This is a genomic window from Streptomyces sp. CA-251387 (assembly GCF_050936625.1).
Lineage (GTDB): Bacteria > Actinomycetota > Actinomycetes > Streptomycetales > Streptomycetaceae > Streptomyces.
The window spans coordinates 2,624,111-2,649,582 of the sequence record NZ_JBNJMJ010000001.1 but is presented as its reverse complement, the minus strand read 5'-3'; the positions used below and the strand labels follow the sequence as shown (position 1 = coordinate 2,649,582).

General features: G+C 69.8%; 23 protein-coding genes. 13 read left to right on the top strand and 10 right to left on the bottom strand.

Annotated elements, in window-relative coordinates:
* The first annotated feature begins 123 nt into the window (after positions 1-123).
* The 4 genes from ACQEV2_RS11785 to ACQEV2_RS11770 are packed head-to-tail and all read left to right on the top strand — an operon-like array spanning position 124 to position 936.
* Complete coding sequence (locus tag ACQEV2_RS11785) at positions 124-327, top strand: hypothetical protein (RefSeq protein ID WP_433039290.1); 204 nt, start codon at positions 124-126, stop codon at positions 325-327.
* A complete protein-coding gene (locus ACQEV2_RS11780; RefSeq protein WP_433039289.1) occupies positions 324-545 on the top strand; it encodes a hypothetical protein in 222 nt (73 codons plus the stop codon). Before ACQEV2_RS11785 ends, ACQEV2_RS11780 begins: the two co-directional genes overlap by 4 nt.
* Positions 542-733, top strand: coding sequence for a hypothetical protein (locus ACQEV2_RS11775; protein WP_433039288.1), 192 nt, complete (start codon positions 542-544; stop codon positions 731-733). Before ACQEV2_RS11780 ends, ACQEV2_RS11775 begins: the two co-directional genes overlap by 4 nt.
* Positions 730-936 carry a hypothetical protein gene (locus ACQEV2_RS11770; RefSeq protein WP_387728358.1) on the top strand — a complete coding sequence of 69 codons (207 nt, stop codon included), beginning with the start codon at positions 730-732 and terminating at the stop codon, positions 934-936. Before ACQEV2_RS11775 ends, ACQEV2_RS11770 begins: the two co-directional genes overlap by 4 nt.
* A 61-nt stretch (positions 937-997) precedes the next feature.
* Here the strand turns inward: ACQEV2_RS11770 and ACQEV2_RS11765 are convergent, their stop codons facing one another.
* Together ACQEV2_RS11765 and ACQEV2_RS11760 are read right to left on the bottom strand one after the other, a co-directional pair.
* The gene (locus tag ACQEV2_RS11765) at positions 998-1,153 is read right to left on the bottom strand and encodes a hypothetical protein (RefSeq protein ID WP_433039287.1); all 156 of its coding nucleotides are present in this window, start codon (positions 1,151-1,153) and stop codon (positions 998-1,000) included.
* A complete protein-coding gene (locus ACQEV2_RS11760; RefSeq protein ID WP_433039286.1) occupies positions 1,150-2,712 on the bottom strand; it encodes a recombinase family protein in 1,563 nt (520 codons plus the stop codon). Before ACQEV2_RS11760 ends, ACQEV2_RS11765 begins: the two co-directional genes overlap by 4 nt.
* On the opposite strand from ACQEV2_RS11760, the gene ACQEV2_RS11755 reads away from it, so the two are divergent.
* A complete protein-coding gene (locus ACQEV2_RS11755) occupies positions 2,711-3,943 on the top strand; it encodes an MFS transporter (protein WP_433054379.1) in 1,233 nt (410 codons plus the stop codon). The two genes, ACQEV2_RS11760 and ACQEV2_RS11755, sit on opposite strands and share 2 nt — an antisense overlap.
* Positions 3,944-4,109: 166 nt before the next feature.
* On the opposite strand, the gene ACQEV2_RS11750 is transcribed toward ACQEV2_RS11755, so the two are convergent.
* From ACQEV2_RS11750 to ACQEV2_RS11740, 3 genes are all read right to left on the bottom strand, one after another.
* Positions 4,110-6,050 (bottom strand): S53 family peptidase, encoded by a 1,941-nt coding sequence (locus ACQEV2_RS11750; RefSeq protein WP_433039285.1) that lies wholly within the window; start codon positions 6,048-6,050, stop codon positions 4,110-4,112.
* A gap of 148 nt (positions 6,051-6,198) precedes the next feature.
* Positions 6,199-6,822, bottom strand: coding sequence for a DUF305 domain-containing protein (locus ACQEV2_RS11745; protein ID WP_433039284.1), 624 nt, complete (start codon positions 6,820-6,822; stop codon positions 6,199-6,201).
* Positions 6,819-7,487, bottom strand: coding sequence for a DUF3105 domain-containing protein (locus ACQEV2_RS11740; protein ID WP_433039283.1), 669 nt, complete (start codon positions 7,485-7,487; stop codon positions 6,819-6,821). The genes ACQEV2_RS11745 and ACQEV2_RS11740 overlap by 4 nt, the downstream gene beginning before the upstream one ends.
* Positions 7,488-7,618: 131 nt before the next feature.
* On the opposite strand from ACQEV2_RS11740, the gene ACQEV2_RS11735 reads away from it, so the two are divergent.
* Positions 7,619-8,053: an RrF2 family transcriptional regulator gene (locus ACQEV2_RS11735; protein ID WP_433039282.1), complete on the top strand. Its 435-nt coding sequence runs from the start codon at positions 7,619-7,621 to the stop codon at positions 8,051-8,053.
* 43 nt (positions 8,054-8,096) lie between these two features.
* Here ACQEV2_RS11735 and ACQEV2_RS11730 read toward each other — a convergent pair whose 3' ends face one another.
* Positions 8,097-9,290 carry a globin domain-containing protein gene (locus tag ACQEV2_RS11730; RefSeq protein ID WP_433039281.1) on the bottom strand — a complete coding sequence of 398 codons (1,194 nt, stop codon included), beginning with the start codon at positions 9,288-9,290 and terminating at the stop codon, positions 8,097-8,099.
* Between the two features lie 331 nt (positions 9,291-9,621).
* On the opposite strand from ACQEV2_RS11730, the gene glnA reads away from it, so the two are divergent.
* Positions 9,622-10,983, top strand: coding sequence for a type I glutamate--ammonia ligase (gene glnA / locus ACQEV2_RS11725; protein ID WP_433039280.1), 1,362 nt, complete (start codon positions 9,622-9,624; stop codon positions 10,981-10,983).
* Between the two features lie 29 nt (positions 10,984-11,012).
* Here the strand turns inward: glnA and ACQEV2_RS11720 are convergent, their stop codons facing one another.
* Together ACQEV2_RS11720 and ACQEV2_RS11715 are read right to left on the bottom strand one after the other, a co-directional pair.
* Complete coding sequence (locus ACQEV2_RS11720) at positions 11,013-11,588, bottom strand: dihydrofolate reductase family protein (RefSeq protein ID WP_433039279.1); 576 nt, start codon at positions 11,586-11,588, stop codon at positions 11,013-11,015.
* Between the two features lie 143 nt (positions 11,589-11,731).
* Positions 11,732-12,172, bottom strand: a complete 441-nt coding sequence (locus ACQEV2_RS11715) for a VOC family protein (RefSeq protein WP_433039278.1) — start codon at positions 12,170-12,172, stop codon at positions 11,732-11,734.
* A 781-nt stretch (positions 12,173-12,953) separates the two neighbouring features.
* Between ACQEV2_RS11715 and ACQEV2_RS11710 the strand changes: the two genes are divergently transcribed.
* Positions 12,954-15,953 (top strand): bifunctional [glutamine synthetase] adenylyltransferase/[glutamine synthetase]-adenylyl-L-tyrosine phosphorylase, encoded by a 3,000-nt coding sequence (locus tag ACQEV2_RS11710; protein WP_433039277.1) that lies wholly within the window; start codon positions 12,954-12,956, stop codon positions 15,951-15,953.
* A 70-nt stretch (positions 15,954-16,023) separates the two neighbouring features.
* Here ACQEV2_RS11710 and ACQEV2_RS11705 read toward each other — a convergent pair whose 3' ends face one another.
* Both ACQEV2_RS11705 and ACQEV2_RS11700 read right to left on the bottom strand, forming a co-directional pair.
* The gene (locus tag ACQEV2_RS11705; RefSeq protein ID WP_433039276.1) at positions 16,024-17,007 is read right to left on the bottom strand and encodes a phosphatase PAP2 family protein; all 984 of its coding nucleotides are present in this window, start codon (positions 17,005-17,007) and stop codon (positions 16,024-16,026) included.
* Between the two features lie 143 nt (positions 17,008-17,150).
* Positions 17,151-18,185, bottom strand: a complete 1,035-nt coding sequence (locus ACQEV2_RS11700) for a LacI family DNA-binding transcriptional regulator (protein ID WP_433039275.1) — start codon at positions 18,183-18,185, stop codon at positions 17,151-17,153.
* Between the two features lie 416 nt (positions 18,186-18,601).
* On the opposite strand from ACQEV2_RS11700, the gene ACQEV2_RS11695 reads away from it, so the two are divergent.
* The 5 genes from ACQEV2_RS11695 to ACQEV2_RS11675 all read left to right on the top strand — a co-directional run bounded on the left by ACQEV2_RS11695 (position 18,602) and on the right by ACQEV2_RS11675 (position 25,392).
* Positions 18,602-19,873: an extracellular solute-binding protein gene (locus ACQEV2_RS11695; RefSeq protein WP_433039274.1), complete on the top strand. Its 1,272-nt coding sequence runs from the start codon at positions 18,602-18,604 to the stop codon at positions 19,871-19,873.
* A gap of 141 nt (positions 19,874-20,014) precedes the next feature.
* The gene (locus tag ACQEV2_RS11690) at positions 20,015-21,019 is read left to right on the top strand and encodes a carbohydrate ABC transporter permease (RefSeq protein WP_433039273.1); all 1,005 of its coding nucleotides are present in this window, start codon (positions 20,015-20,017) and stop codon (positions 21,017-21,019) included.
* A gap of 13 nt (positions 21,020-21,032) precedes the next feature.
* Positions 21,033-21,941 (top strand): sugar ABC transporter permease, encoded by a 909-nt coding sequence (locus ACQEV2_RS11685; RefSeq protein ID WP_433039272.1) that lies wholly within the window; start codon positions 21,033-21,035, stop codon positions 21,939-21,941.
* Between the two features lie 208 nt (positions 21,942-22,149).
* Positions 22,150-23,829: a glycoside hydrolase family 13 protein gene (locus tag ACQEV2_RS11680; RefSeq protein WP_433039271.1), complete on the top strand. Its 1,680-nt coding sequence runs from the start codon at positions 22,150-22,152 to the stop codon at positions 23,827-23,829.
* A 186-nt stretch (positions 23,830-24,015) separates the two neighbouring features.
* Positions 24,016-25,392, top strand: a complete 1,377-nt coding sequence (locus ACQEV2_RS11675; RefSeq protein ID WP_433039270.1) for an alpha-amylase — start codon at positions 24,016-24,018, stop codon at positions 25,390-25,392.
* The last annotated feature ends 80 nt before the right edge of the window (positions 25,393-25,472 follow it).

Here is a 25,472-nt window from a genome sequence, read left to right as displayed (position 1 = left end):
GGGAGTGGACGGTACGGGTTCGCCGGGCCCCCGTGGACATAAACGGCTATAGACAGCCCCTACCCGCGAATAACCGGGTATAGGCGCTAGCTGCCTCAACCGCCTCTTTACAACGCTCAGTTCATGGTCACTGCACAGGAGACGGGCACCACGGATGCCCTGGAAGCGGTTGAGGTGCTGCGCGAAGCACTGACGGCGGCGGGGATCGTCCTGCCGTCCCTGGGGGCGGATACGGCATCGCCCTCACTGAACCTGATCAACCTGGGCCGGGTGCGGGCTGATGTCGCGCTCCGGCTCGCCGACGTGATCCAGCGGGGGTGCGCATGAACGCGTATACGCCCCAGGTTGACGAGCTGGTGTGGGACGAGACCGCGCGCAAGGTCGGCCGGGTGATGGGCCGCGAGGGCGGGTGCTGGCAGCTCCGGCCGCCCGGCGGCGGGCGGGAGTGGGACGCGCAGGGCCCTCTGCGGCCCGCTACGGCGGCGGAGAAGCTGTCGGCAGGCGTGGCTATGGCCAACGCCCGGAGCCGGGGAGAGGCGCCGTGAGCGCCCCCGCGACGGACACCCCGCCGCTGTCGGCCGAGTGCACGCTGGGCCAGCGGCCGGACTACAGGGACGTGCACCGCGAGTGCCGCCAGACCAAGGACGTCCCGCTGCCGCACTCGAACGGGGCTGTCCTGCTGGTGCGCCGGTGCGGGTGCGAGTGCCACAGGCGCCGGGGTGGTGCGCTGTGACGGCGAGCGTGCACGTGTGCCGGGCGTGCGACGAGGAGATCACCGACCCGGCGGACGCGGTGGCCGTGGCTCACGAGCTGGGCAACTCGGGCCCGGGGTGGACGGTGTGGGCCCACCGTGAGCACGTGGACGACGTGGAGCTGATCGACCCGGACCTGCTAAGGATCATGCTGCGCATCTGGACGGTGCGCCTCGGCGCGTAGCCCCAACAGCACGGAGCCGCCCCGATGCCGATGCGGGGCGGCTCCGTCGTGTGCGGGTGGATCAGGTGCGGCGCCGTAGCAGGGCGACCCGGAACGGCGTCAGCACGGGACGCTGACGGGGCGTCTCCGGCCTCGTGCCCCTGACCAGCAACCGGCGTAGGGCCCGGCCGACTTCGGCCGCCTGAGCGCCGTACAGGGGCTCGCGGATGTCGCTCATGCTGCCGTCACCCACTTGATGCGGTCTCGTACGGCGTCTGACGGGCTGTCGGCCACGCGCCGGAGCCGTACCTGCCCGATGACCTCGGGGCTGAGCAGAAGGGCGGCCACGGCCCGCTGAGCGGCGATGTCCGTCGCCTCCCAGCGCGCGGCGATGGTGTCGGCCGGGCCCTGGGGGAACAGCGCCTCCAGCGGGTTGGGCCGGGTGAGGCTCTGCTCCTTCTCCTCCAGCTCCTTGACTTCGGTCTCCAGCCGCTCCTCACGGCGGGCCAGGCGGCGCTCCTCCGCCAGCGACTCGGGCTCGGCGGTGCGGGTCTCATCCAGGGCTGTGCGCTTGGCGGTCAACTGAGCGCGGACGCTCCTCAGTTCGGCATCGTCGTGTCCATTGCCGAGCCTGGTGTAGACGTCCGGCCGGGCCAGCCAGCCCAGCACGTGACGGGCCAGGATGCGGTCCAGCTCGGCCTTCTCGCTCAGTCGCACGCAGCCCTTGTCCCGGCAGGCGTACACCTGCTCGCCCTCGGCCGACAGGTGCGCCGTGACGGTGATGGGGCCGCCGCAGACGTCGCAGCGCACGGTCATGGTCCAGATGTGCTTGGCTCCGCCGCCGGGGTTGGTCCGGCGCTGGGGGTCGTTGAGCATCGCCTGGACCTCAGTGAACAGGGTGACGAACTCCTCGGCGTCCATGGGGGAGCCGTCGAAGTCGGCAACCACAGGCCAGGCGGCGTCCACCTCACCGGTCACGATCTTCTTGCGCTTGCCGGTCTCGGGGTCCTGCACGGTCTTGGTGATGACGCGCTTGCCGACGTAAGAGATCTTGCGGGCCATCTGGGACAGGGACTGCGCGCTGAAGGGGACGCCGTCCCGGCTGACGATGCCGCGTGCGGCCCAGTCGTCGGAGATGACCTGGAAGGACTCCCCGGCCCGCAGCTTGACGAACAGGTCGATCACGTTCAGGGCTTCGGTGGGCTCGGGGAGCTGCGCCTCGGGGCGGGTGACCAGACGACCCTTGGAGTTGCGGACCTTGGTGTACGTGCGCCGGTAGCCGTAGGGGATCAGCCCGTGGGGCTTGCCCTTGCGGGCGTTGCTGGCCAGGGTCCGGGTCACGCGCTCGCTCGTCTCCTCGGAGGCCGCCGCCGCCTTCAGGCTCTCTTCCTGGAGGGCGTGGCGGTCGCGCCACTTGTCCAGATCGTAGAGGCGCGCGTGCGTGGTGATGAAGATCTTCACGCCGCGCGCCTGGCAGGCGTCGATCAGGTCGAGCCACTCGCGGGGCTGGCGGCTGCCCCGGCTGTTCTCCCACATCACGAGTACCTGCGCGCCGAAGGTATTGGCCTCCAGGTCGGCCATGAGGCGCACGAAGTCGTCGCGCTCCTTGAGCGCGAACCGGGAGGCGGAGCCGACGTCGCGGTACGGCTGGCCGACCAGCGTGATGCCGTTGTCTGCGGTGACGTAGGTGTTCTCGTCGTGCTGGTCGTCGTTGCTGCGCTCGTAGCCGGACGTGTCGATCGAGACGCGCAGGTATTCGCGGCCGATGAGCGTTGCGGTGGTGGTGGCGGTCGTCATGTCCCCTCCCGGGTGGTCTGCCCTACCCCTTCAACCATGCACCCATCTGCGAATTACGACCGAGTTCGTGATGATGGGCCTGCTGCCCGACGTCGCGGACGACCTGCACACCTCCATCCCCACCGCCGGGCACCTGGTCTCGGCGTACGCCCTCGGCGTAGTCATCGGCGCCCCGCTGCTCGCGGCCGCGACCGCGCGGATGCCGCGCCGGACGGTCCTCATCGCGCTGATGGCGCTGTTCGTCGCGGGCAACGCCGCGTCGGCCTTCGCGCCGGACCACTCCTGGCTGCTCGTGGCTCGCTTCGTGAGCGGTCTGCCGCACGGCGCCTTCTTCGGCGTCGGCGCGGTGGTCGCCACGGCCATGGTCGCGCCGGAGCGCAAGGCCCGGTCGGTGTCCCTGATGTTCCTCGGGCTGACCGTCGCGAACATCGCCGGGGTGCCGGTCGCCACGCTCATGGGGCAGCACCTGGGCTGGCGGGCGACCTTCCTGGGCGTCAGCGCGATCGGCCTGGCCGCCATCGCCTCGCTCGCGCTGCTGATCCCGCACGACCGGGTGCCGGCGCCGTCCGCCGGGCTGCGCGGGGAGCTGGCCGCGCTGAAGTCGCCGCCGGTGTGGCTCGCCCTCGGGACGACGGTCGCGGGCTTCGGCGCGCTCTTCGCCGCGTACAGCTACATCACGCCGATGCTGACCGACTCCGCCGGGTACGCCGACGCCAGCGTGACGCTGCTGCTGGCGCTGTTCGGGGTGGGTGCGACCATCGGCAACCTGCTGGGCGGGCGGCTGGCGGACCACTCGATGCGCAGGACCCTGTTCGGGGGCCTGCTCTCGCTCGCCGCGGTGCTGGCCCTGTTCCCGCTGCTGATGTCCACGGCCTGGAGCGCGGCCCTGGCGGTGATGCTGCTCGGCATGGCCGCGTTCGTCACCGGCTCCCCGCTCAACCTGATGGTGATGGAGAAGGCGTCCTCGGCCCCGTCCCTGGCCTCCTCCGCCAACCAGGCGGCCTTCAACCTCGCCAACGCGGGCGGCGCCTGGATCGGCGGCCTGGCCCTCGCCGCCGGCTTCGGGGTGACCTCGCCGGCCCTGGCCGGGGCGGCGCTGGCCGTGCTCGGGCTGGGCGTCGCGGGGGCCGCGTACGCGGTGGACCGGCGCCGGGCCGCCGCACCGCGGGCCGGGCGGGAGCGGGTGGTCGCCGGGCATGTTCCGCAGCAGGCGGAGAGGGTCCGGTCCTGAGTCCTGCGAGTCCTACGACGACTCGCACGTCCAGTCCTGCGGGTCCTACGACGACTCGCACGTCCTACGACGATCCGCGCGTCCCACGACGATGCGCGGGTCCCGGGACGAAGGGGGCGCCCGGTGACCACCTGGCGCCCCCCCATTCGTTTCTCTCACCGGTCTCTCACTGGCGGTACGACTCCACGTAACCGTTCGCAGGCGTCCCCACGCCCGTCACGTCGTCGTAACCCTGCACGGCCTGGAGCGAGCTGTCCTTGCCGAGACTGCGCACGGACGTGGTCAGGCCGCCCGTGGCGTCGTAGCCGTTGACGTAGTCGACGCGCGCGACCGCGATCCCGGAGCCCGTCGGATTGTCGGTGACGTCGTGGTACGCCTTCGAGCCGTACTTCGCGTAGATCGCCGGGTTGGCGAAACCGAGCGGCTTCCCGCCGCGCGCCTCCTGCGCCAGCGCCTGCACGGCCGCGATCACCGGCGCGGCGAGCGAGGTGCCGCCGATGCGGTACTCGTCGTACGCCTGGGTCTTTCCGTCCGGCAGGGTCTGCGTCTGGCCCACCAGGAACCCGGTGTTCGGGTCGGCGATCGCCGCGATGTCCGGCACGACACGGTTGCCGTCGGCGCTGTTGGCCTTGGCCAGCGCGTCCGGCACGACGCCCTTCTGCCAGTACGGCTCGGCGACGGTCCTGCTGGTGCCGCCGCCCGCGCCCGAGGTGAAGGCGCCGGGGAAGTCCGTCCAGCTCTTGCCGTCGGCCGACAGCACCGCCTTCTGCGTGCCCCAGCCGGTCTCCCACAGGTACGAGTCGCCCTTGCCGACCGCCAGCGACGTGCCGCCGACCGCCGTCACCCACGCCGAGTTGGCCGGGGTGTCGACCTGCTTGGTGCCGGTGTTGGCGACCTCGTCGCCGTTGTCGCCGGAGGAGAAGTAGAAGCCGATGCCCTCCACCGCGCCGAGCTGGAAGACCTGGTCGTAGGCGGCCGCGAGGTCGGGCGTCTGGTTGGCCTCGATGTCGCCCCAGGAGTTGGAGACGATGTCGGCGAGGTGGCTGTCGACGATCTTGCCGAGCGAGTCGAGCAGGTCGTCGTCGTAGCAGGAGGCGGCACCCACGTACGTGACGTTCGCGGCGGGCGCGACCGCGTGCACGGCCTCGACGTCGAGGGTCTCCTCGCCGTACCAGCCGGCCGCCGAGCACTCCTTGGTGTGCGTGTACTTGGCGGGCAGGACCTCGCGCAGCTGACCCGTGGTCCAGGCCGCGTCGCCGTGCTTCTTCGCGTAGGTGGCAGCGTCGAAGGCGATGGTCGGGGAGGCGTACGCGTCGGTGATGGCGATGCGCACGCCCTTGCCGGTGCGCTTGCCGGCGCCGTACGCGGCGCGCAGCTGCTTGCCGGTGTACCCCTTCACGGCGTACGGGATCTTCGTGCCGTAGGCGTCCGGCAGCGTGGTCGCCACGTTCGAGCCGTAGTACGACGAGAAGGGTCCGGCATTGCGGAACACGGTCTCCGGCGGCGGCAGCTGGTCCTGGTGGCGCGCCAGGTGCGGCGCGTTGTCCAGGCCGGTGACGGTCAGGACGGCGTCCTTGAGGGCCTCCGGCACCGATGCCGTCGTCGCCGGCGCGCGGTAGGTCCGGGCGCCCTTGGTGTAGTTGTGCAGCTGCGTGCCGAACGCCTTCTCGGCGGCGGCCACATCGCCGGTGACGGCGACATAGTGCTGCGTGACATCCGTGACCTTCAGGCCCGCCGACGTCAACCAGCTCTTGACCGCGGCCACTTGGGCCTTCGTCGCGCCGAAGCGGGCCTGCGCCTGCTTGGCGGTCAGGTACGTGCCGTACGACGCCGAGTCCGGGTCGGACACGGCCTTGGCGTAGGCGGCGAGACCGGTCGCGTCCCGTCCCGCGAGGTAGACGCGGACGGAGACGGGGGCGCTGTCGGCGGTCGCGCCCCGGTCGGCCTTGGTCGTGGCCCACGCGGGCCTGGTTCCCGCGAGCGTGTCCCGGTCCGCGTGGCCGGCGGCGTGCGCCGCGGGTATGCCGAGCGCCAGCGCGCCGGCGAGCAGGGGCAGTGTCGCCGCCAGGCTCACTCCGGCGCGCAGGGTGGCGCGGTTGGATCTCATGAAACCCCCTGTGCGGTTCGTCGCGAGTGGATCACTCGCCAGTCGTCACTCTTGCGATGAACCGTTCATGCCAGGGGAATGCGAGGGCCAAGAAGCCCTCAATTAACCTAATGACAAGGCCATTTGATGGTCGAGGAGAAAGCGAGGATCACGGTCGCGGCTTCGCGCCCCGCTCCTCCAGCATGTCCTTCATCAGGTCGATCTCCGACTGCTGCCCATCGACCATGCCCTGCGCGAGCTTCTTCTCCACGTCGACCGTGCACTTGTCGACACAGCCCTCGGCCATGTGGATGCCGCCCTTGTGATGGTCCGTCATCAGCTGCAGATAGAAGACCTCCGCCTGCTTGCCGCTGAGGCCCTCGAGCTTCTTCATCTCCGTGTTGGTCGCCATGCCCGGCATCAGCGCGCCGTCCCCGGCGGAGGGCATGTCGCCCATGCCCATCCAGGTCATCGGCGCGTCCGACGACACCTTCGGCAGCTCCCACAGATCCAGCCAGCCCAGCAGCATGCCGCGCTGGTTGGCCTGCGTCTGGGCGATGTCGTACGCGAGCCGCCGTATCTCCTCGTCCTTCGTGCGGTCGCGGACGATGTACGACATCTCCACGGCCTGCTGATGGTGCACCGCCATGTCGCGCGCGAACCCGGCGTCCGCCGAGTCGGCGCTCGGGGTCCGCTCGGCGCCGCCGTCCTCGGCGACGGCGTAGGTGATCGCGCCGGCCGCGACGAGCACGGCCGCCGCGGTCCCGGCAATCCAGCCGACGTGCTGCCTCACTCCGACAGACCGCCCGTGCAGGCCGCGCCCGGCTCGGGCGTCTGCTTGCCCTGGACGTACGTCTCGAAGAACTTGTCGACGTTCGGGTCGCTCGCGCTCGTCACCGTGCGCTGGTGGCCCCACGCGCTGAGCATGATCGGGTCCTTCTGCTTCTCGTCCGGGCTCATCAGCGTGTACGGCGTCTTCTTGACCTTCTCCGCCAGCGCGGCGACATCGGCCTTGGAGGCCTTGCTGCTGTACGTCACCCACACCGCGCCGTGCTCCAGGGAGTGCACGGCGTTCTCGTTCCTGAGTTCCTTGGTGTAGACGTCGCCGTTGCAGTTCATCCAGGCCCGGCTGTGGTTGCCGCCGACCGGCGGTTCCACCGGGTACTTCACGCTCGTCTCGACGTGGGTGCGGGCCAGGGTGCCCTTCCACGTGTTCACGCCGTCCTTGCCGGCGACGAACTTCCCGGTGGTCTTGTCCTTCTCGGACTGCGCCGAGTCGCTCTTGTCGGACTGCGACTGGATCAGGACGACACCGCCGACGACGAGACCGGCGACGACCACCACGCTGGCCGCGATGGTGAGGATGCGGTTGCGGCGCTCACGGGCACGCTCGGCACGCCGCATCTCCTCTATTCGCGCCTTGCGATCCGCGCTGCTCTTGTTCTTGGCGGAGCCCATGAGGTGTGCCCTTCTGAGGGGGTGGGACGGTCGGGTCCGCTGATCGTAATGGGGGAGCTGGGGCGAGATGTAGGGAGGCTGCGAACCGCCGATATTTTGAGCCGCGGATGCGCATTATCTACGCTGCCCCCATGCGGCTGCTGCGCTCCACCGACCTGGCCCTGCGGCTCCTCATGCGGCTCGCCGTCCTGGGTGACGCCACGCCGACGACCCGCGAGGTCGCGGCGGACATGGAGGTGCCCTACACCCACGCCGCCAAGGTCGTCGCCGAGCTGCAGCACATGGGTCTGGTCGACGCCCGCCGGGGCCGCGGCGGCGGTCTCTGGCTCAGCGACAAGGGCCGTACCGCCTCGGTCGGCGCCATCGTGCGCGCCTTCGAGGGGGACGGCGACGTCGTCGAGTGCGAGGGCGACAGCCCCTGCCCGCTCCACTCCGCGTGCCGGCTGCGGGGCGCGCTGCGGCGGGCCCAGGAGGCCTTCTACGCCTCACTGGACCCGCTGACGGTGACCGACGTGACCGCGGACCCGACCGGTCCGCTCCTGCTGCAGATCGGCCGGACCCGCTGAGAGTCAATGAGGCCCACTGAGGCGCACTGAGGCCGGCTCCGCCTCAGCCCTCCTGCGCCAGCCAGAGGTCCGGCCCGAACACCTCGTAGTGGATGTCGGCACGTGCCACGCCCTTCGCGATCAGCTGCGCCCGCACCGCCCGCATGAAGGGCAGCGGACCGCACAGGTACGCGCGCGTGCCCTTCGGTACGGCGATGTCGGTGAGGTCGACCAGACCGGTGCGGTGGGACTCCCCGGCGCCGTCGGCGTCCGTCTCGTACCAGAAGTGGACCGAGGCGTCCGCGAGCTTCCCGGCGTACGCCTCGTGGTCGGCGCGCAGGGCGTGCCCGCCGGGGGAGCGGTCGCCGTGCACGACGGTCACCGGGCCCTCGTGCCCGGCGTCCGCGAGCTCACCGAGCATGGCGACCATCGGGGTCACGCCGATGCCGGCGGAGGCGAGCAGCAGCGGGGCGTCGGTGCCGGCGAGCACGAGATCGCCGTACGGCGCCGACAGGCGCAGCCGGTCACCGACCCGCACGCGCGCGTGGAGGTGGTTCGAGACCTCGCCGTCGGGGGCGCCCCCGCCCCGCACGCGCTTCACGCTGATCTGGCGGATCGGCGAGCCGGGGGCGGCGGAGAGGCTGTACTGGCGTATCTGCCGGGCCCCGTCCGCCAGCTCGACCTGGACGGAGACGTACTGCCCGGCCCGGAAGCCGGGTGCCGGGCGGCCGTCGGCCGGGCGCAGCCGGAAGGTGGCGACGTCGGCCGTCTCCTCGACGCGTTCGACGACCTCCCACTCCTGCCACCTGCTCCCGCCGCGCTCCTCGTACAGCCGCTTCTCGATCGCGATGAGTGCGTTCGCCATCAGCCAGTAGACCTCGTCCCAGGCGGCCGCGACCTCGGGCGTGACGGCCTCGCCGAGGACGTCGGCGATGGCGGCGAAGAGGTGCTCGTGGACGATTCCGTACTGCTCCGCGGTGACGCCCAGGGAGGCGTGCTTGTGGGCGATGCGGCTCAGCATCGCGTCGGGCCGCTCGTCGGGGTGGTCCAGGAGGTACGTCGCGAACGCGGCGATCGATCCCGCCAGGGCCTGCCGCTGGGTGCCCGCCGCCTGGTTGCCGCGGTTGAACAGGTCACGCAGCAGCTCGGGGCGGGCGGTGAACAACCCGGCGTAGAAACGCTCGGTGATCTCGGCGAGGGACGCGCCGACCGCAGGCAGGGTGGCGCGGACGGTGACGGCGGACTGCTCGGACAGCATCAAGTCTCCTCAAGCTCGAAGGGGACGGTGAGGGTGACCGCCCGCCCTCATTAAAACTTGCATCTGAGATGCAAATTAAAGCGGGGTGGGTCTTACGGGGCCGGGCATTACGGATGTCAGTCCGAGCAGGCAAGATGGGCGGCAGAGCAGTTCATCGAGTGCCGTGGCAGGACACGTGCCGTATGCCGGGCGTTCGGCCCGGGGTCGCCCCGGCGATCAAGGTGCGCAACGCGCCTGAAACGGTGTTGTGGTGGGATGCTCATGTGCCCGACCGCCACTCCAGCAGTACCGGAGACAGGCGGCCTGACCAGCAAGGATGGGGAAGCGGAAGATGGACAAGCAGCAGGAGTTCGTGCTCCGGACGTTGGAGGAGCGCGACATCCGGTTCGTACGGCTGTGGTTCACGGACGTGCTGGGCTTCCTCAAGTCCGTGGCCGTGGCCCCGGCCGAGCTGGAGCAGGCCTTCGACGAGGGCATCGGCTTCGACGGCTCGGCGATCGAGGGCTTCGCCCGTGTCTACGAGTCCGACATGATCGCCAAGCCGGACCCGTCGACCTTCCAGATCCTGCCCTGGCGCGCCGAGGCCCCCGGCACCGCCCGCATGTTCTGCGACATCCTCATGCCGGACGGCTCCCCGTCCTTCGCGGACCCGCGCTACGTCCTCAAGCGCGCCCTGGCCCGCGCCTCCGACCTGGGCTTCACCTTCTACACCCACCCCGAGATCGAGTTCTTCCTGCTGAAGGACAAGCCCGTCGACGGCACGGTGCCGACCCCCGCCGACAACTCCGGCTACTTCGACCACACCCCGCAGAACATCGGCATGGACTTCCGCCGCCAGGCGATCACCATGCTGGAGTCGATGGGCATCTCGGTCGAGTTCTCCCACCACGAGGGCGCCCCCGGCCAGCAGGAGATCGACCTGCGCTACGCCGACGCACTCTCGACGGCCGACAACATCATGACCTTCCGCCTGGTCATGAAGCAGGTGGCGCTGGAGCAGGGCGTCCAGGCGACGTTCATGCCCAAGCCGTTCTCGGAGCACCCGGGCAGCGGCATGCACACGCATCTCTCGCTCTTCGAGGGCGACAGGAACGCCTTCTACGAGTCGGGCGCCGAATACCAGCTCTCCAAGGTCGGCCGCTCCTTCATCGCGGGCCTGCTGCGGCACGCCGCGGAGATCGCCGCGGTCACCAACCAGTGGGTGAACTCCTACAAGCGCATCTGGGGCGGCTCCGAGCGCACCGCGGGCGCCGGCGGCGAGGCCCCGTCGTACATCTGCTGGGGCCACAACAACCGCTCGGCCCTGGTCCGCGTCCCGATGTACAAGCCCGGCAAGACGGGCTCCGCGCGCGTCGAGGTCCGCTCACTGGACTCCGGCGCCAACCCGTACCTGGCCTACGCGGTCCTCCTCGCCGCCGGCCTCAAGGGCATCGAGGAGGGCTACGAACTCCCTCCGGGCGCCGAGGACGACGTCTGGGCCCTCTCCGACGCGGAACGCCGCGCGATGGGCATCGAGCCGCTGCCGCAGAACCTGGGCGAGGCGCTGACGCTGATGGAGCGCAGCGATCTTGTCGCCGAGACGCTCGGGGAGCACGTCTTCGACTTCTTCCTGCGCAACAAGCGGGCGGAGTGGCACGAGTACCGGTCCGAGGTGACGGCGTTCGAGCTGCGGAAGAATCTGCCGGTGCTGTAAGCGCAAGGTCGGAGCCGGTTCCCGGCAGGTCAATGCAGGACGGGTCGGTAGATGAGCTCCTGGATGTGACCGTCGAGTGTCCGGTTCTCGATCAGCTCCAGATCGAAGTCGGCCGCGCCTTGAAAGATCGGGTCCAGCCCGGTCCGACCGGTGATGACAGGGAAGAGCGTCACCTGCAAGCGGTCGACCAGGCCGGCGGCCATCAGCGCCCGGTTCATCGACAGGCTGCCGTGCGAGCGCAACGGCACGTCGGACTCCTCCTTGAGCCGGGCGACGACGTCGACGGCGTCGCCGCTCACGACGGTGGCGTCCGGCCAGTCGAGGGGACCTTCCAGCGTCGTCGACACCACCGTTGCCGGCATGCTCCTCATCCGCGTGACCCATGGGTCCCGTACGTCGGACTCCTCGGTGCTCTCGGCCAGCATTCGCGCGAATGCCCGGTACGTGTTGGCCCCGAAGACCATCCGCTGCTCCGCGTCGTACAAGGCCAGGCGGTGGTCGAGCAACTCGGGGCCTTGCTTGCCCCAGTAGCCGGTCCAGTCGCCGCCGGCGGCACCGTAGCCGTCGAGGCTGGAAAAGACGTCGAAGGTGTAGGTGGCGGTCATGTCGTTCTCCTCGCGTCGCGGTTGAACGATGCATAGACCCGGCACGCTGCCGAAACTCATCGCCGCCCGCCCCGAGGGGCCCCGACCACCCGCGTGGCCTCAGCGGGCCCAGGGGCGCGGATCGTCCGCGCCCCTGAGACCGGCTAACTCGCCGCCAGCTTCGACAGGAGCTGGTGCAGCGGTTCCGTAGCCCTGCGCCGGTACTCCTGGATCGACCAGCCGTTGCCGTCGGGGTCCGTGAAGTACATGAACGTGGCGCCGTCGTCAGGTGCGTACTGGACCGGCTCGGAGACCTCGAGGCCGCGTTCGACCAGCTCCGCATGGGCCGCCTTGATGTCGGCGACGCAGAGCTGGAGGCCCTGGTAGGAGCCGGGCGCCGGGCGGGGGCCCTTCGCCATCTCCCAGATGCTGTCGCCCAGGGCGATCGAACAGCCCGAGCCCGGAGGCGTGAGCTGGACGATGCGCATGCCCGGCATGACCTCCTGGTCGATGTCGACGTGGAAGCCGACCTTGTCCCGGTAGAAGTCGCGGGCCCGGTCGATGTCGCTCACGGGCAGCGGGATCACTTCGAGTGTGAAGTCCATCGCTAGTCCTCCAAGGTGAATCGCCAACGGGTCTGACTGAACGGCTCCCCCTTACCGAACCGGAAAACGACGCGCTGCGCCACGTGAAGGGCACGTTCCGCCATTTCCAAGGCACCGGCATCGGGGTCAGGGACGGTGCTGCCCCGTCCTCGAACGCCGAACGGGCTGCCGGCTCGAGGCGTGCCCGGCGTGGGGGCTGGGCTGGGGTGGGTCGCGCAGCCCGGCGCGACGGGGTGCCGCTGCGCCCACCCGTGCCGCCCCAGCGGCACGACTGCCCGCAGCTACGCACGCTGGCGCCGACCTGCGGCTGGGTGGGGTGGGCGTGACGGCCCGCGGCTATGCGGGCTGTGGTGGACGGCAGTGCGGTCGGCGTGACGGCCGCGGCTGGGTCGGCGTGACGGGCCGCGGTCAGGCTCGCTCGGCAGCCCGTGGGGGGAATGCGCGTACCCCTACGGGCCTGCAGTCGCCCACGGCGGGAAGGGGACGTGTCGGGGGGTGTCCGCCCGCAGTGGCCGGCGTCAACACGCGGCACCTCCTGGCCTAAGTCCAGCCGCCGGTCCGAGGACGGACACCCCCCGGCACGGCCCCGACCCACCCACCGACCCGTAGGCGCTACGCGCACCCCCACCCCACCCGCACAGGCCGCCGCAGGCATCAACGCGCACCCCCACCGACCCCCACAGGCCGCCGCAGGCACCCCGCCCAACCCCCGGAGGGTTACGCTCGACCGCGTACGACCTTGATCGGGCGTGTAAGACCCCGATCGGACGGGAGGCCAGGCATGACGGCGCCGGGGCGCAGGAGCAGTACCTTCACGCGGCTGCTGCGGCACGGATTCACCGATCCCTCGGCCGCCGAGCGGCTGCTGGAGAGTGTCGAGCTGGCGCCGATCAGGAACGACCCCGTGCTGCTGGAGGCCCTCGGCGCCACCGCCGACCCGGACCTGGCCCTGCACGGTTTCGTACGGCTCCTCGAAGCGCAGCCCGGCCCCGGCCCCCAGCGGCAACTGCTGGACACGGTGATAGCGGCCAAGCCCCTGCGCGACCGGCTGCTCGGCGTGCTCGGCGCCTCCTCAGCGCTCGCCGACCACCTCGCCAAGCACGCCGGCGACTGGCAGGCGCTGGTCATGTACGAGCCGAGCGATCTGCACCCCGGCGTGGAGGAGTTCGAGCTCGGGCTCGCCCAGGCCACCGACCCGGTGTCCCTGCGCGTCGCCTACCGGCGCTGCCTGCTGTCCATCGCCGCCCGCGACGTGTGCGGCACCACCGACGTGGCCCAGACGGCCGCCGAACTCGCCGACCTCGCCACCGCCACCCTGCGCGCCGCCCTCGCCATCGCCCGAGCCGCCGCGCCCGAGGACGCCGCGCTGTGCCGGCTCGCGGTGATCGCGATGGGCAAGTGCGGCGGCCATGAGCTGAACTACGTCTCCGACGTGGACGTCATCTTCGTCGGTGAGGCGGTGGACGGTGCCGACGAGGCCAAGGCCCTGCGGTCGGCCACCAAGCTCGCCTCGCACATGATGCGGATCTGCTCCGAGACCACCGTCGAGGGGTCCATCTGGCCGGTGGACGCCAATCTGCGCCCCGAGGGCAGGAACGGCCCCCTGGTGCGCACGCTCAGCAGCCACCTCGCCTATTACCAGCGCTGGGCCAAGACCTGGGAGTTCCAGGCACTCCTCAAGGCACGCCCGGTGGCGGGCGACATCGAGCTGGGCGAGGAGTACGTCGCCGCGGTGGAGCCGCTGGTCTGGAAGGCCGCCGAGCGGGAGAACTTCGTCGCCGACGTGCAGAAGATGCGGCGAAGGGTCGTGGAGAACATCCCCGTCGCCGAGCTCGACCGGCAGCTCAAGCTCGGCCCGGGCGGGCTCAGGGACGTCGAATTCGCCGTACAACTGCTGCAGTTGGTGCACGGCAGGGACGACGCGTCCCTGCGCAGCGGCACCACCCTGGACGCGCTCCAGGCCCTCGCCGCCGGCGGTTACGTCGGCCGCGCCGACGCCGCCCAACTCGACGACGCCTACCGCTTCCTGCGCTCCATGGAGCACCGCATCCAGCTCTACCGGCTGCGGCGGACCCACCTGGTGCCCGAGGACGAGGCCGACCTGCGGCGCATCGGCCGCTCGCTCGGCCTGCGCGTCGACCCGGTCGCCGAGCTGAACCGCGAGTGGAAACGGCACGCGAGCGTCGTACGGCGGCTGCACGAGAAGCTCTTCTACCGGCCGCTGCTCGATGCCGTCGCCCAACTCGCCCCGGGCGAGGCCCGGTTGAGCCCCGGTGCGGCACGCGAGCGGCTGGTCGCGCTCGGATACGCCGACCCGGCGTCCGCACTCCGGCACCTGGAGGCGCTGGCCTCCGGCGTCAGCCGCAAGGCGGCGATCCAACGCACCCTGCTGCCCGTCCTGTTGGGCTGGTTCGCGGACTCGGCGGACCCGGACGCGGGCCTGCTGAACTTCCGCAAGGTCTCGGACGCGCTCGGCAGGACCCCTTGGTATCTGCGGCTGTTGCGGGACGAGGGCGCCGCGGCCGAGAACCTCGCGCGGGTGCTGTCGGCCGGCCGTCTCGCCCCCGACCTGCTGATGCGGGCGCCGGAGGCGGTGGCGCTGCTCGGTGACGGCGACGGCGGCACCGGGCTGGAGCCGCGTTCGCGTGGGCATCTGGAGCAGGAGATCCTCGCCGCGGTGGGGCGCGCGGACGGTGCCGTACAGGCGGTGACGGCGGCACGCGGTGTGCGGCGCCGGGAGCTCTTCCGTACGGCCGCCGCCGACATCGTCGACTCCTACGGCACCGAGACGAAGCCGGCCGAGGCCGATCAGGGTGCGCTGGTGGACCGGGTCGGCGCCGCGGTGTCGGATCTGACGGCGGCGACGCTGGCGGGCACGCTGCGTGCGGTGGTGCGGGACGGGTGGGGGGACACCCTGCCGACCCGGTTCGCGATCATCGGCATGGGCCGCTTCGGTGGGCATGAGCTGGGGTACGGCAGTGACGCGGACGTCGTGTTCGTGCACGAGCCGCGGGACGGTGTCGACGAACACGAGGCCGCGGCGGCGGCGAACCGGGTGGTCGAGGAGATGCGGCGGCTGCTGCAGATCCCGAGCGCTGATCCGCCGCTGCTGATCGATGCCGATCTGCGGCCGGAGGGCAAGTCGGGGCCGCTCGTGCGCACGCTGAACTCGTACGCGGCGTATTACCGCCGGTGGTCGCTGATCTGGGAGTCGCAGGCGCTGCTGCGGGCCGAGCCGGTTGCCGGGGACTTGGAACTGGCGAGTCGCTTTGTCGATCTGATCGATCCGCTGCGGTATCCCGCCGAGGGGCTCGGTGAGGACGCCGTGCGGGAGATCCGCCGGCTGAAGGCCCGTATGGAGTCCGAACGGCTCCCGCGCGGCTCCGACCCCAAGCTGCACACCAAACTCGGGCCCGGTGGTCTCTCCGACGTGGAATGGACGGTTCAGCTGCTGCAGCTCCAGCACGGCTGGGCCGAGCCGGGGCTGCGGACGACGCGGACGCGGGAGGCCCTTGCCGCGGCTTGCGCGGCCGGGCTCATTCCGGCCGAGGAGGCGGCGATCCTGGACGAGGCGTGGGTGCTGGCCACACGGGTGCGCAATGCGGTGATGCTGGTGCGGGGGCGGGCCGGCGACACGTTTCCGTCGGACGCTCGTGAGCTGGCGGCGGTGGGGCGCTACCTGGGGTACGAGCCGGGGCACGTCGGGGACATGCTCGATGCGTACCGGCGTACTACGCGTCGGGCTCGGGGTGTGGTGGAGGAGCTGTTCTACGGGGCCTGAGCTGCGGCTCGTGGGGTGCGCGTCGATGCCTGCGGCGGCCTGTCGCGGTTCGGTGGGGTGCGCGTAGCGCCTACGCGTGGGTCGTGGGTCGGGGCCGCGCCGAGGGGTGTCCCTCCTCGGTCGGGCGGTTGCCGTCCCTCAAGAGGTGCTGTTCCTCGACGCCCGCCGCTGCGGGCGGACACCCCCCGGCACGTCCCCTCTCCGCCGTGGGCGGGTGCGGGTGCGTGCGTGCTTGCGCCACTCGCCTCGGCAGTGCGTGCGGCAGCGCTCCGTACCAGAGGCGTGCCACCGTGTAGCCGAAGGCCAGGCACATGAGGCCGCCCACCGCGTCCAGCCAGAAGTGGTTGGCCGTGGCGACGATCACGACCAGGGTGGCCGTGGGGTAGAGCAGGCCCAGGACGCGTGCCCAGGGGGTTCTTGTGAGGGCGAAGATCGTCAGGCCGCTCCAGACGGACCAGCCGATGTGCATGGACGGCATCGCGGCGTACTGGTTCGACATGTTCTTCAGGTCGCCGGAGGCCATCGAGCCCCAGGTGTCGTGGACCAGGACCGTGTCGATGAAGCCGCCGCCCGTCATCAGCCGTGGGGGAGCGAGCGGATACAGGTAGTAACCGATCAGGGCCACGCCCGTGGTGGCGAAGAGGACCAGGCGGGTCGCCGCGTAGCGGCCGGGGTGGCTGCGGTAGAGCCAGACCAGGACGCCGAGGGTGACGATGAAGTGCAGGGTCGCGTAGTAGTAGTTCATGCCGACGATGAGCCAAGTCACCGAGTTGACGGCGTGGTTGATCGTCTCCTCGACGGCGATGCCCAGGTGGTGTTCCAGCTTCCACAGCCAGTCGGCGTTGTGGAGGGCCTCCGCCTTCTGTTCCGGCACCGCGTTGCGGATCAGTGAGTACGTCCAGTAACTCACCGCGATCAGCAGGATCTCGAACCAGAGGCGGGGGCGGCGTGGGGTGCGCAGACGGTGGAGGAGGCTCTGCCCGGCCTTGTCCGTGACAGGGTGCGGAACGGCCGCTTCCCGGCCTTCCAGTGTCGTCACGGTCGTGTCACCCATAGGCACAGAGTCTGCCAGATTTGCTTTCCCCGACCGATCATCCCTCGGGTGGGTTCAGGACGCATGTTCTACGGCGGGCGTGCAAGCCCCATTCTCCTACCAACGCAGGGCTGGATGCCGGGATTCTCCGCCTTGGGGACGAGTCAGGAGTGATTCCTGTTCCCGGGCGCCGAAGCCGTCGAACCGCGTACCACCAGCTCCGGCATGAACACGAACTCGCTGTGGGGTGCAGGGGTCCCGCCGATCTCCTCCAGCAGCGTGCGCACCGCGGCCTGGCCCATCGCCGGCACCGGCTTGCGGACCGTGGTGAGGGGCGGGTCGGTGAAGGCGATCAGGGGGGAGTCGTCGAAGCCCACGACCGAGATGTCCGTGGGGACCTCCAGGCCGTGCTGGCGGGCCGCCCGTATCGCGCCCAGTGCCATCATGTCGCTGGCGCAGACCACTGCCGTGCAGTTCCGGCCGATGAGCGCCGTGGCCGCCGCCTGGCCCCCCTCCAGCGTGTACAAGGAGTGCTGGATCAGTTCGGTCTCTATGACGTCCGTCGGCAGGTTCAGCTGGTCCTGGATCGCACGGACGAAGCCCTCGATCTTGCGCTGGACCGGAACGAAGCGCTTGGGGCCGAGCGCGAGGCCGATGCGGGTGTGGCCCAGGGAGGCGAGGTGGGTGACCGCCAGGGTCATGGCAGCGCGGTCGTCGGGCGAGATGAACGGCGCCTGGACCTTGGGGGAGAAGCCGTCGACCAGGACGAAGGGGACGCCCTGGGCGCGCAGTCGCTCGTAGCGCTGCATGTCGGCGGTGGTGTCCGCGTGCAGACCGGAGACGTAGATGATGCCGGCCACTCCGCGGTCGACGAGCATCTCCGTGAGCTCGTCCTCCGTCGAGCCGCCCGGGGTCTGGGTGGCCAGCACCGGGGTGTAGCCCTGCCTGGTCAGTGCCTGGCCGATGACCTGGGCGAGCGCCGGGAATATCGGGTTCTCCAGCTCCGGGGTGATCAGACCCACCAGGCCCTCGCTGCGCTGCCGCAGCCGCACCGGGCGCTCGTAGCCGAGCACGTCGAGTGCGGCCAGCACGGACTGGCGAGTGGTGGCGGCGACGCCCGGCTTCCCGTTGAGGACGCGGCTGACGGTCGCTTCGCTCACCCCCGCCTGAGCAGCGATGTCGGCAAGCCGTGTGGTCACGGCACTGGACTGTACCGGGCGGATCTCGCCTTGCACACCAATCGGACGCCGCGGGCGGCCCGTTGACCGGCCCGGTGCGGGCTGCTGCCTCATCGCGCTCCCTAGTGAAAGTGATGGCAAGAGCTTGCAGAGTCTTGCACAGCCACCCCCTGTGCCGCTCCACCACTGGAAAGACGCGTCTCACGGCGGTCGCCGAACGGTCACGCCCGGATAACTTCCGAGACTTCTTGCACTTTTTTTCTGCAAGGTCTTTCGCAAGGATTGCATCGCTGTTACGTTCACGTCGCCCGGCGGCCTCCCCCACTCTCGACTTCGCTCGAGCGGGGGGACCCCATCGGCGCAGTCGGCAAGACAGCAGGCGGAGGCAGACGGGGCCGCCCCTGCACCACACGGGCTTTCACCCTCAAGGAGATCTCATGCGGCGTGGCATAGCGGCCACCGCGCTGGTGGCGTCCCTCGCCCTCGCGGCGACGGCCTGCGGCGGCGGGGACGACAGTGGCAGCGACTCGAGCGGTCCGGTGACCATCACCTGGTGGGACACCTCCAACGCCACCAATGAGGCGCCGACGTACCAGGCCTTGGTCAAGGAGTTCGAGGCCGCCAACAAGGACATCAAGGTCAAGTACGTCAACGTCCCCTTCGACCAGGCGCAGAACAAGTTCGACACGGCCGCCGGCTCCAAGGGCGCCCCGGACATCCTGCGCTCCGAGGTCGGCTGGACCCCCGCCTTCGCCAAGAAGAGCTTCTTCCTGCCGCTGGACGGCACCGAGGCCCTCGCCGAGCAGGACAAGTTCCAGCCCAGCCTGATCGAGCAGGCCAAGTACGAGGGCAAGGTGTACGGCGTTCCGTTCACCACGGACACCCTCGCCTTCGTCTACAACAAGGAGCTGTTCAAGAAGGCCGGCGTCGAGGCCCCCAAGACCTGGGACGACCTGAAGAAGGCCGCCGCCAAGATCAAGGACAAGACCGGCGTCGACGGCTACTGGGGCTCCACCCAGGCCTACTACGCCCAGACGTTCCTCTACGGCGAGGGCACCGACACCGTCGACGCCGACGCCAAGAAGATCACCGTCGCGTCGCCCGAGGCCAAGAAGGGCTACGAGACCTGGCTGAGCCTCTTCGACGGCAAGGGCCTGCACAAGGCCGACACCACCGCCGACGCCTACGCCCACATCCAGGAGGCGTTCGTCAGCGGCAAGGTCGCCGCGATCATGCAGGGCCCGTGGGAGATCACCAACTTCTACAAGGGCTCCGCGTTCAAGGACAAGAGCAACCTCGGCATCGCCACCGTCCCGGCCGGCTCCTCCGGCAAGGCGGGCGCCCCGACCGGCGGCCACAACCTCTCCGTGTACGCCGGTTCGGACAGGGCGCACCAGGAGGCTTCGCTGAAGTTCGTGAAGTTCATGACCTCGGCGAAGGCCCAGGAGACCATCGCCCTGAAGAACAACACGCTGCCCACCCGCGACGACGCCTACACCGCCGAGGTCAAGGCCGACCCGGGCATCGCCGGCTACCAGAGCGTCCTCGCCGCCGCCCAGCCGCGCCCGGCCCTGCCCGAGTACAGCTCCCTGTGGGGCCCGGTGGACGCCGAGCTGCTGAAGATCGCCGGTGGCAAGGTGTCCCTGGACAAGGGCCTGAGCACCGCCGAGACCGCGATCGCCAAGCTGGTCCCGGACTTCAGCAAGTGACCCCGAGTGGCCGCCGGATCGCCCTGAATGATGGGGGGAGCGATCCGGCGGTCACCGGCCTGTGCGCCGTACACCCACGAGCCGCACATCCGACGAGCCGTACACCCTTGATCTGTCGATCTTCATGAAGGTTGTCGAACCATGACAGTCGCCATCGACCGCGCGACCGGGAAAACCCGAGGTGACCGCGGGCCACGCCGCGGACTCGGCCAGCGCCTGAAGCACGGCTACCAAAAGCACTGGTACGCGTACGTGATGATCGCTCCGGTGCTGATCGTCCTCGGCGTCCTCGTGCTCTACCCCCTGGTGTACGGCTTCTACCTCACTCTCACCGACGCCAACAGCCTCAACAGCGCCCGCACGATCGGCGTCAACGAGATCGAGGCCACCTACAAGTTCATCGGTTTCGACAACTACGCCGACATCCTGTGGGGCGAGACGGCGTACGACCGCTTCTGGTCGCACTTCATCTGGACGATCTTCTGGACCGCGGCCTGCGTCACCCTCCACTACACCATCGGTCTCGGCCTCGCCCTGCTGCTCAACCAGAAGCTGCGCGGCCGCACCCTGTACCGGCTGATCCTGATCCTGCCGTGGGCCGTGCCGACCTTCGTCACCGTCTTCGGCTGGCGGTTCATGCTCGCCGACGGCGGCATCATCAACTCCGCCTTGGAGAGCCTGCACCTGCCGACGCCGCTGTGGCTGGAGGACACCTTCTGGCAGCGGTTCGCCGCGATCATGGTGAACACCTGGTGCGGTGTGCCGTTCATGATGCTCTCGCTGCTCGGCGGACTGCAGTCCATCGACTCCTCGCTCTACGAGGCCGCCGAGATGGACGGCGCGAGCAAGTGGCAGCAGTTCCGCTACGTCACCCTGCCGGGTCTGCGGTCCGTCAGCTCCACCGTCGTACTCCTCGGCATCATCTGGACCTTCAACCAGTTCGCCATCATCTTCCTGCTGTTCGGCGACACGGCCCCCGACGCGCAGATCCTCGTCACCTGGGCCTACTACCTCGGCTTCGGACAGCAGCCGCGCGACTTCGCGCAGTCGGCCGCCTACGGCATCCTGCTGCTGGCCATCCTGATCGTCTTCACCTCCTTCTACCGCCGCTGGCTGAACCGCAACGACCAGCAGCTCGCGATCTGAGGCAGGAGTCCCCATGAGTACGACCACTGTTGAGAACCCGGTGAACAAGCAGGACTCCATGACCACTGCCGCCCCGCGCAAGGCGCCCCGCCGTGGCGAGCGCAGCCTCGCCGGCTCCCTCGTCTCGCACGGCATCCTGATCGTCGCGAGCCTGATCGCGCTCTTCCCCGTCGCCTGGCTGGTCTACCTGTCCCTCGGCCCGGACAAGGACGACTACCTCCACCCGGGTGGCATCTGGGGCAAGATGACGCTCGACAACTACACGTTCGTGCTGCAGGAGACGAAGTTCTCCGACTGGCTGCTGACCACGATGGTCGTCGTGCTCGGCACCACGCTCATCGGCGTCATCATCTCCGCCACCACCGGCTACGCGGTCTCGCGGATGCGCTTCCCGGGCTACAAGAAGTTCATGTGGGTGCTCCTGGTCACCCAGATGTTCCCGGTGGCCGTCCTGATGGTGCCGATGTACCAGATCCTGTCGGACCTGCAGCTCATCGACACCTATCTCGGACTCGTCCTCGTCTACTGCTCGACCGTCGTCCCGTACTGCGCGTGGCTGATGAAGGGCTACTTCGACACCATCCCGTTCGAGATCGACGAGGCGGGACGCGTCGACGGGCTGAGCCCCTTCGGCACGTTCGCGCGACTGATCCTGCCGCTCGCCAAGCCGGGCCTGGCGGTCGCCGCGTTCTACAGCTTCCTCACGGCCTTCGGTGAGGTCGCGTTCGCGTCGACGTTCATGCTGTCCGACACGAAGTACACCTTCGCGGTCGGTCTGCAGACCTTCGTCAGCGAGCACGACGCGCAGCGCAACCTCATGGCCGCGACGGCGGTTCTGATCGCCATACCCGTGTCCGCGTTCTTCTACTTCGTGCAGCGGAACCTGGTGACCGGCCTTACCGCGGGCGGCACCAAGGGCTGAGCCCGGGACCCACCACGACTCCCGCGCCTTGCCGCGCGGGTGGCGGCCGCGGTGCCCATCCGACCCCGCTGTCACCGCGGCCGCCTCACTCCGGGGACCGGCGATCCCGGGCCTTTCCGCAACCCACTGAAAACCTGCAAGCGCCACAATCCTGTGGATGCCGACGAAAAACCCCGTGAACTCAACCCCGTTACGCATCAAGGACGCCATGAGCCAGCACTCGACCGACCCGGCACCGAACTCCGCCGTCGCCACCGTCGCCAAGCGCCGCGACTGGTGGCGGGACGCGGTGATCTACCAGGTCTATCCGCGCAGCTTCGCCGACAGCAACGGCGACGGCATGGGCGACCTGGAAGGCGTACGCTCCCGACTCCCGTACCTGCGCGACCTCGGCGTGGACGCCGTGTGGCTCAGCCCCTTCTACGCCTCCCCGCAGGCCGACGCCGGCTACGACGTCGCCGACTACCGGGCCGTCGACCCGATGTTCGGCAACCTGCTCGACGCGGACGCGCTGATCCGCGACGCCCACGAGCTGGGCCTCAGGATCATCGTCGACCTGGTCCCGAACCACTCCTCCGACCAGCACGAGTGGTTCAAGCGGGCGGTCGCCGACGGGCCCGGCTCCCCGCTCCGGGACCGCTACCACTTCCGCCCCGGCAAGGGGGCGAACGGTGAACTCCCGCCCAACGACTGGGAGTCCATCTTCGGCGGCCCGGCCTGGACCCGGGTGACCGAGCCGGACGGCACCCCCGGCGAGTGGTACCTGCACCTCTTCGCCCCCGAGCAGCCGGACTTCAACTGGGAGCACCCGGCGGTGGGCGACGAGTTCCGCTCGATCCTGCGCTTCTGGCTCGACATGGGCGTCGACGGCTTCCGCATCGACGTGGCCCACGGCCTGGTGAAGGCGGAGGGCCTGCCGGACCTCGGTTCCCACGACCAGCTGAAGCTGCTGGGCAACGATGTCATGCCGTTCTTCGACCAGGACGGCGTGCACGCGATCTACCGCCAGTGGCGCACGATCCTCGACGAGTACGCGGGCGAGCGCATCTTCGTCGCCGAGGCCTGGACCCCGACCGTCGAGCGGACCGCGAACTACGTCCGCCCCGACGAGCTGCACCAGGCCTTCAACTTCCAGTACCTGTCGACGGACTGGGAGGCGGAGGAGCTCCGCAAGGTCGTCGACCGCACGCTGGAGGCGATGCGTCCGGTGGGCGCCCCCGCCACCTGGGTCCTCTCCAACCACGACGTCACCCGCCACGCGACGCGCTTCGCCAACCCCCCGGGCCTGGGCACCCAGATCCGCACGGCGGGCGACCGCGAGCTGGGCCTGCGTCGCGCACGGGCCGCCACACTGCTGATGCTGGCCCTGCCCGGCTCGGCCTACATCTACCAGGGCGAGGAGCTCGGCCTGCCGGACGTCGTCGACCTGCCCGACGAGGTGCGCCAGGACCCGGCGTACTTCCGCGGCGCCGGCCAGGACGGCTTCCGTGACGGCTGCCGGGTGCCGATCCCCTGGACGCGCAAGGGATCGTCGTACGGCTTCGGCGCGGGCGGCAGCTGGCTGCCGCAGCCGGCGGGCTGGGGCGAGCTCAGTGTGGAGGCCCAGAGCGGTGACCCCGACTCCACCCTGGAGCTCTACCGCGCCGCCCTCGCGGCCCGCCGCGAACACCCCGGCCTCGGCGCCGGCGACTCGGTCGAGTGGTTGAAGGCCCCCGAGGGCGTCCTCGCCTTCCGGCGCGGCGACTTCGTGTGCGTCGCGAACACCGGCGGCGAGTCGATGACGACTCCGGCCTACGGCCGTCTGCTCCTCACCAGCGGTGAGGTGACCGAGGCGGACGGCGAGGTGAAGGTGCCGGGCGACACGACCGTCTGGTGGACGACGGCCTGACGGTCCCGCGGAGCCATCGCCCCCGGCCCTGGACGGCTCTGAAAGTTCTTGCATCAACTTCACATGGCCCGCTGCCTTTTCAGGCAGCGGGCCTTTAACATCTCCGTCACCGCAAGTTTGCTGAAAGATTGCAGCAAGCGCATTCAGCGGCCCCCACATGCCTTCAACGAAGAAGGACAACCCCACATGGCATCCAACAGATCCCTCGCGGGCGCCCTCGCGCTCGCCGCCGCGGCGGCCGTCATAGCCCCCGGCACCGCCCACGCCTCCCCACCCGGTACCAAGGACGTCACCGCCGTCCTCTTCGAGTGGAACTTCGCCTCGGTGGCGAGGGAGTGCACCACCACCCTCGGCCCCGCCGGCTACGGCTACGTCCAGGTCTCCCCGCCCGCCGAGCACATCCAGGGCTCGCAGTGGTGGACCTCGTACCAGCCGGTCAGCTACAAGATCGCCGGGCGCCTCGGCGACCGTACGGCCTTCCAGAACATGGTCAACACCTGCCACGCGGCCGGTGTGAAGGTCGTCGTCGACACCGTCGTCAACCATATGTCGGCGGGCAGCGGCACCGGGACCGGCGGCTCGTCGTACTCGAAGTACACCTACCCCGGCCTGTACTCGTCGTTCGACTTCGACGACTGCACGAGTCAGATCTCCAACTACCAGGACCGCTGGAACGTCCAGCACTGCGAACTGGTGGGCCTCGCCGACCTGGACACCGGTGAGTCGTACGTCCGCGGGGCCATCGCCGGTTACATGAACGACCTGCTCTCCCTCGGCGTCGACGGCTTCCGCATCGACGCGGCCAAGCACATCGACACCGCCGACCTCGCCAACATCAAGTCCCGGCTGAGCAATCCGTCGGTGTACTGGAAGCAGGAGGTCATCTACGGCAGCGGAGAGGCCGTCCAGCCGACCGAGTACACGGGCAACGGCGACGTCCAGGAGTTCCGCTACGCCTATGACCTCAAGCGCGTCTTCAACAACGAGAACCTCGCCTATCTGAAGAACTACGGCGAGGGCTGGGGGTACATGAGCAGCGGCGTCTCCGGTGTCTTCGTCGACAACCACGACACCGAGCGCAACGGCTCCACGCTCAGCTACAAGGACAACGCCAACTACACGCTGGCCAACGTCTTCATGCTCGCCTGGCCGTACGGCGCCCCCGACATCAACTCCGGCTACGAGTTCACCGACCACGACGCCGGCCCGCCCAACGGCGGCCAGGTCAACGCCTGCTGGCAGGACGGCTGGAAGTGCCAGCACAACTGGCCGGAGATCAAGTCGATGGTCGCCTTCCGCAACGCCACCCGCGGTCAGGCCGTGACGAACTGGTGGGACAACGGCAACGACGCCATCGCCTTCGGACGGGGTAGCAAGGGCTTCGTGGCCATCAACCACGAGTCGGGCTCCCTGAGCCGTACGTACCAGACGTCGCTGCCTGCGGGGACGTACTGCAACGTGCAGAACAACACCACCGTGACGGTGAACTCCAGCGGCCAGTTCACGGCCACCCTGGGCGCCAACACCGCTCTGGCGATCTACGTCGGCAAGTCGAGCTGCTGAGCGCCCCGCTGAAAATTCTTACCGATGGTTTCAAGCCTCTTGCTGTAATCCTTACGGCGGCGATACGGTCGCGCGGGGTC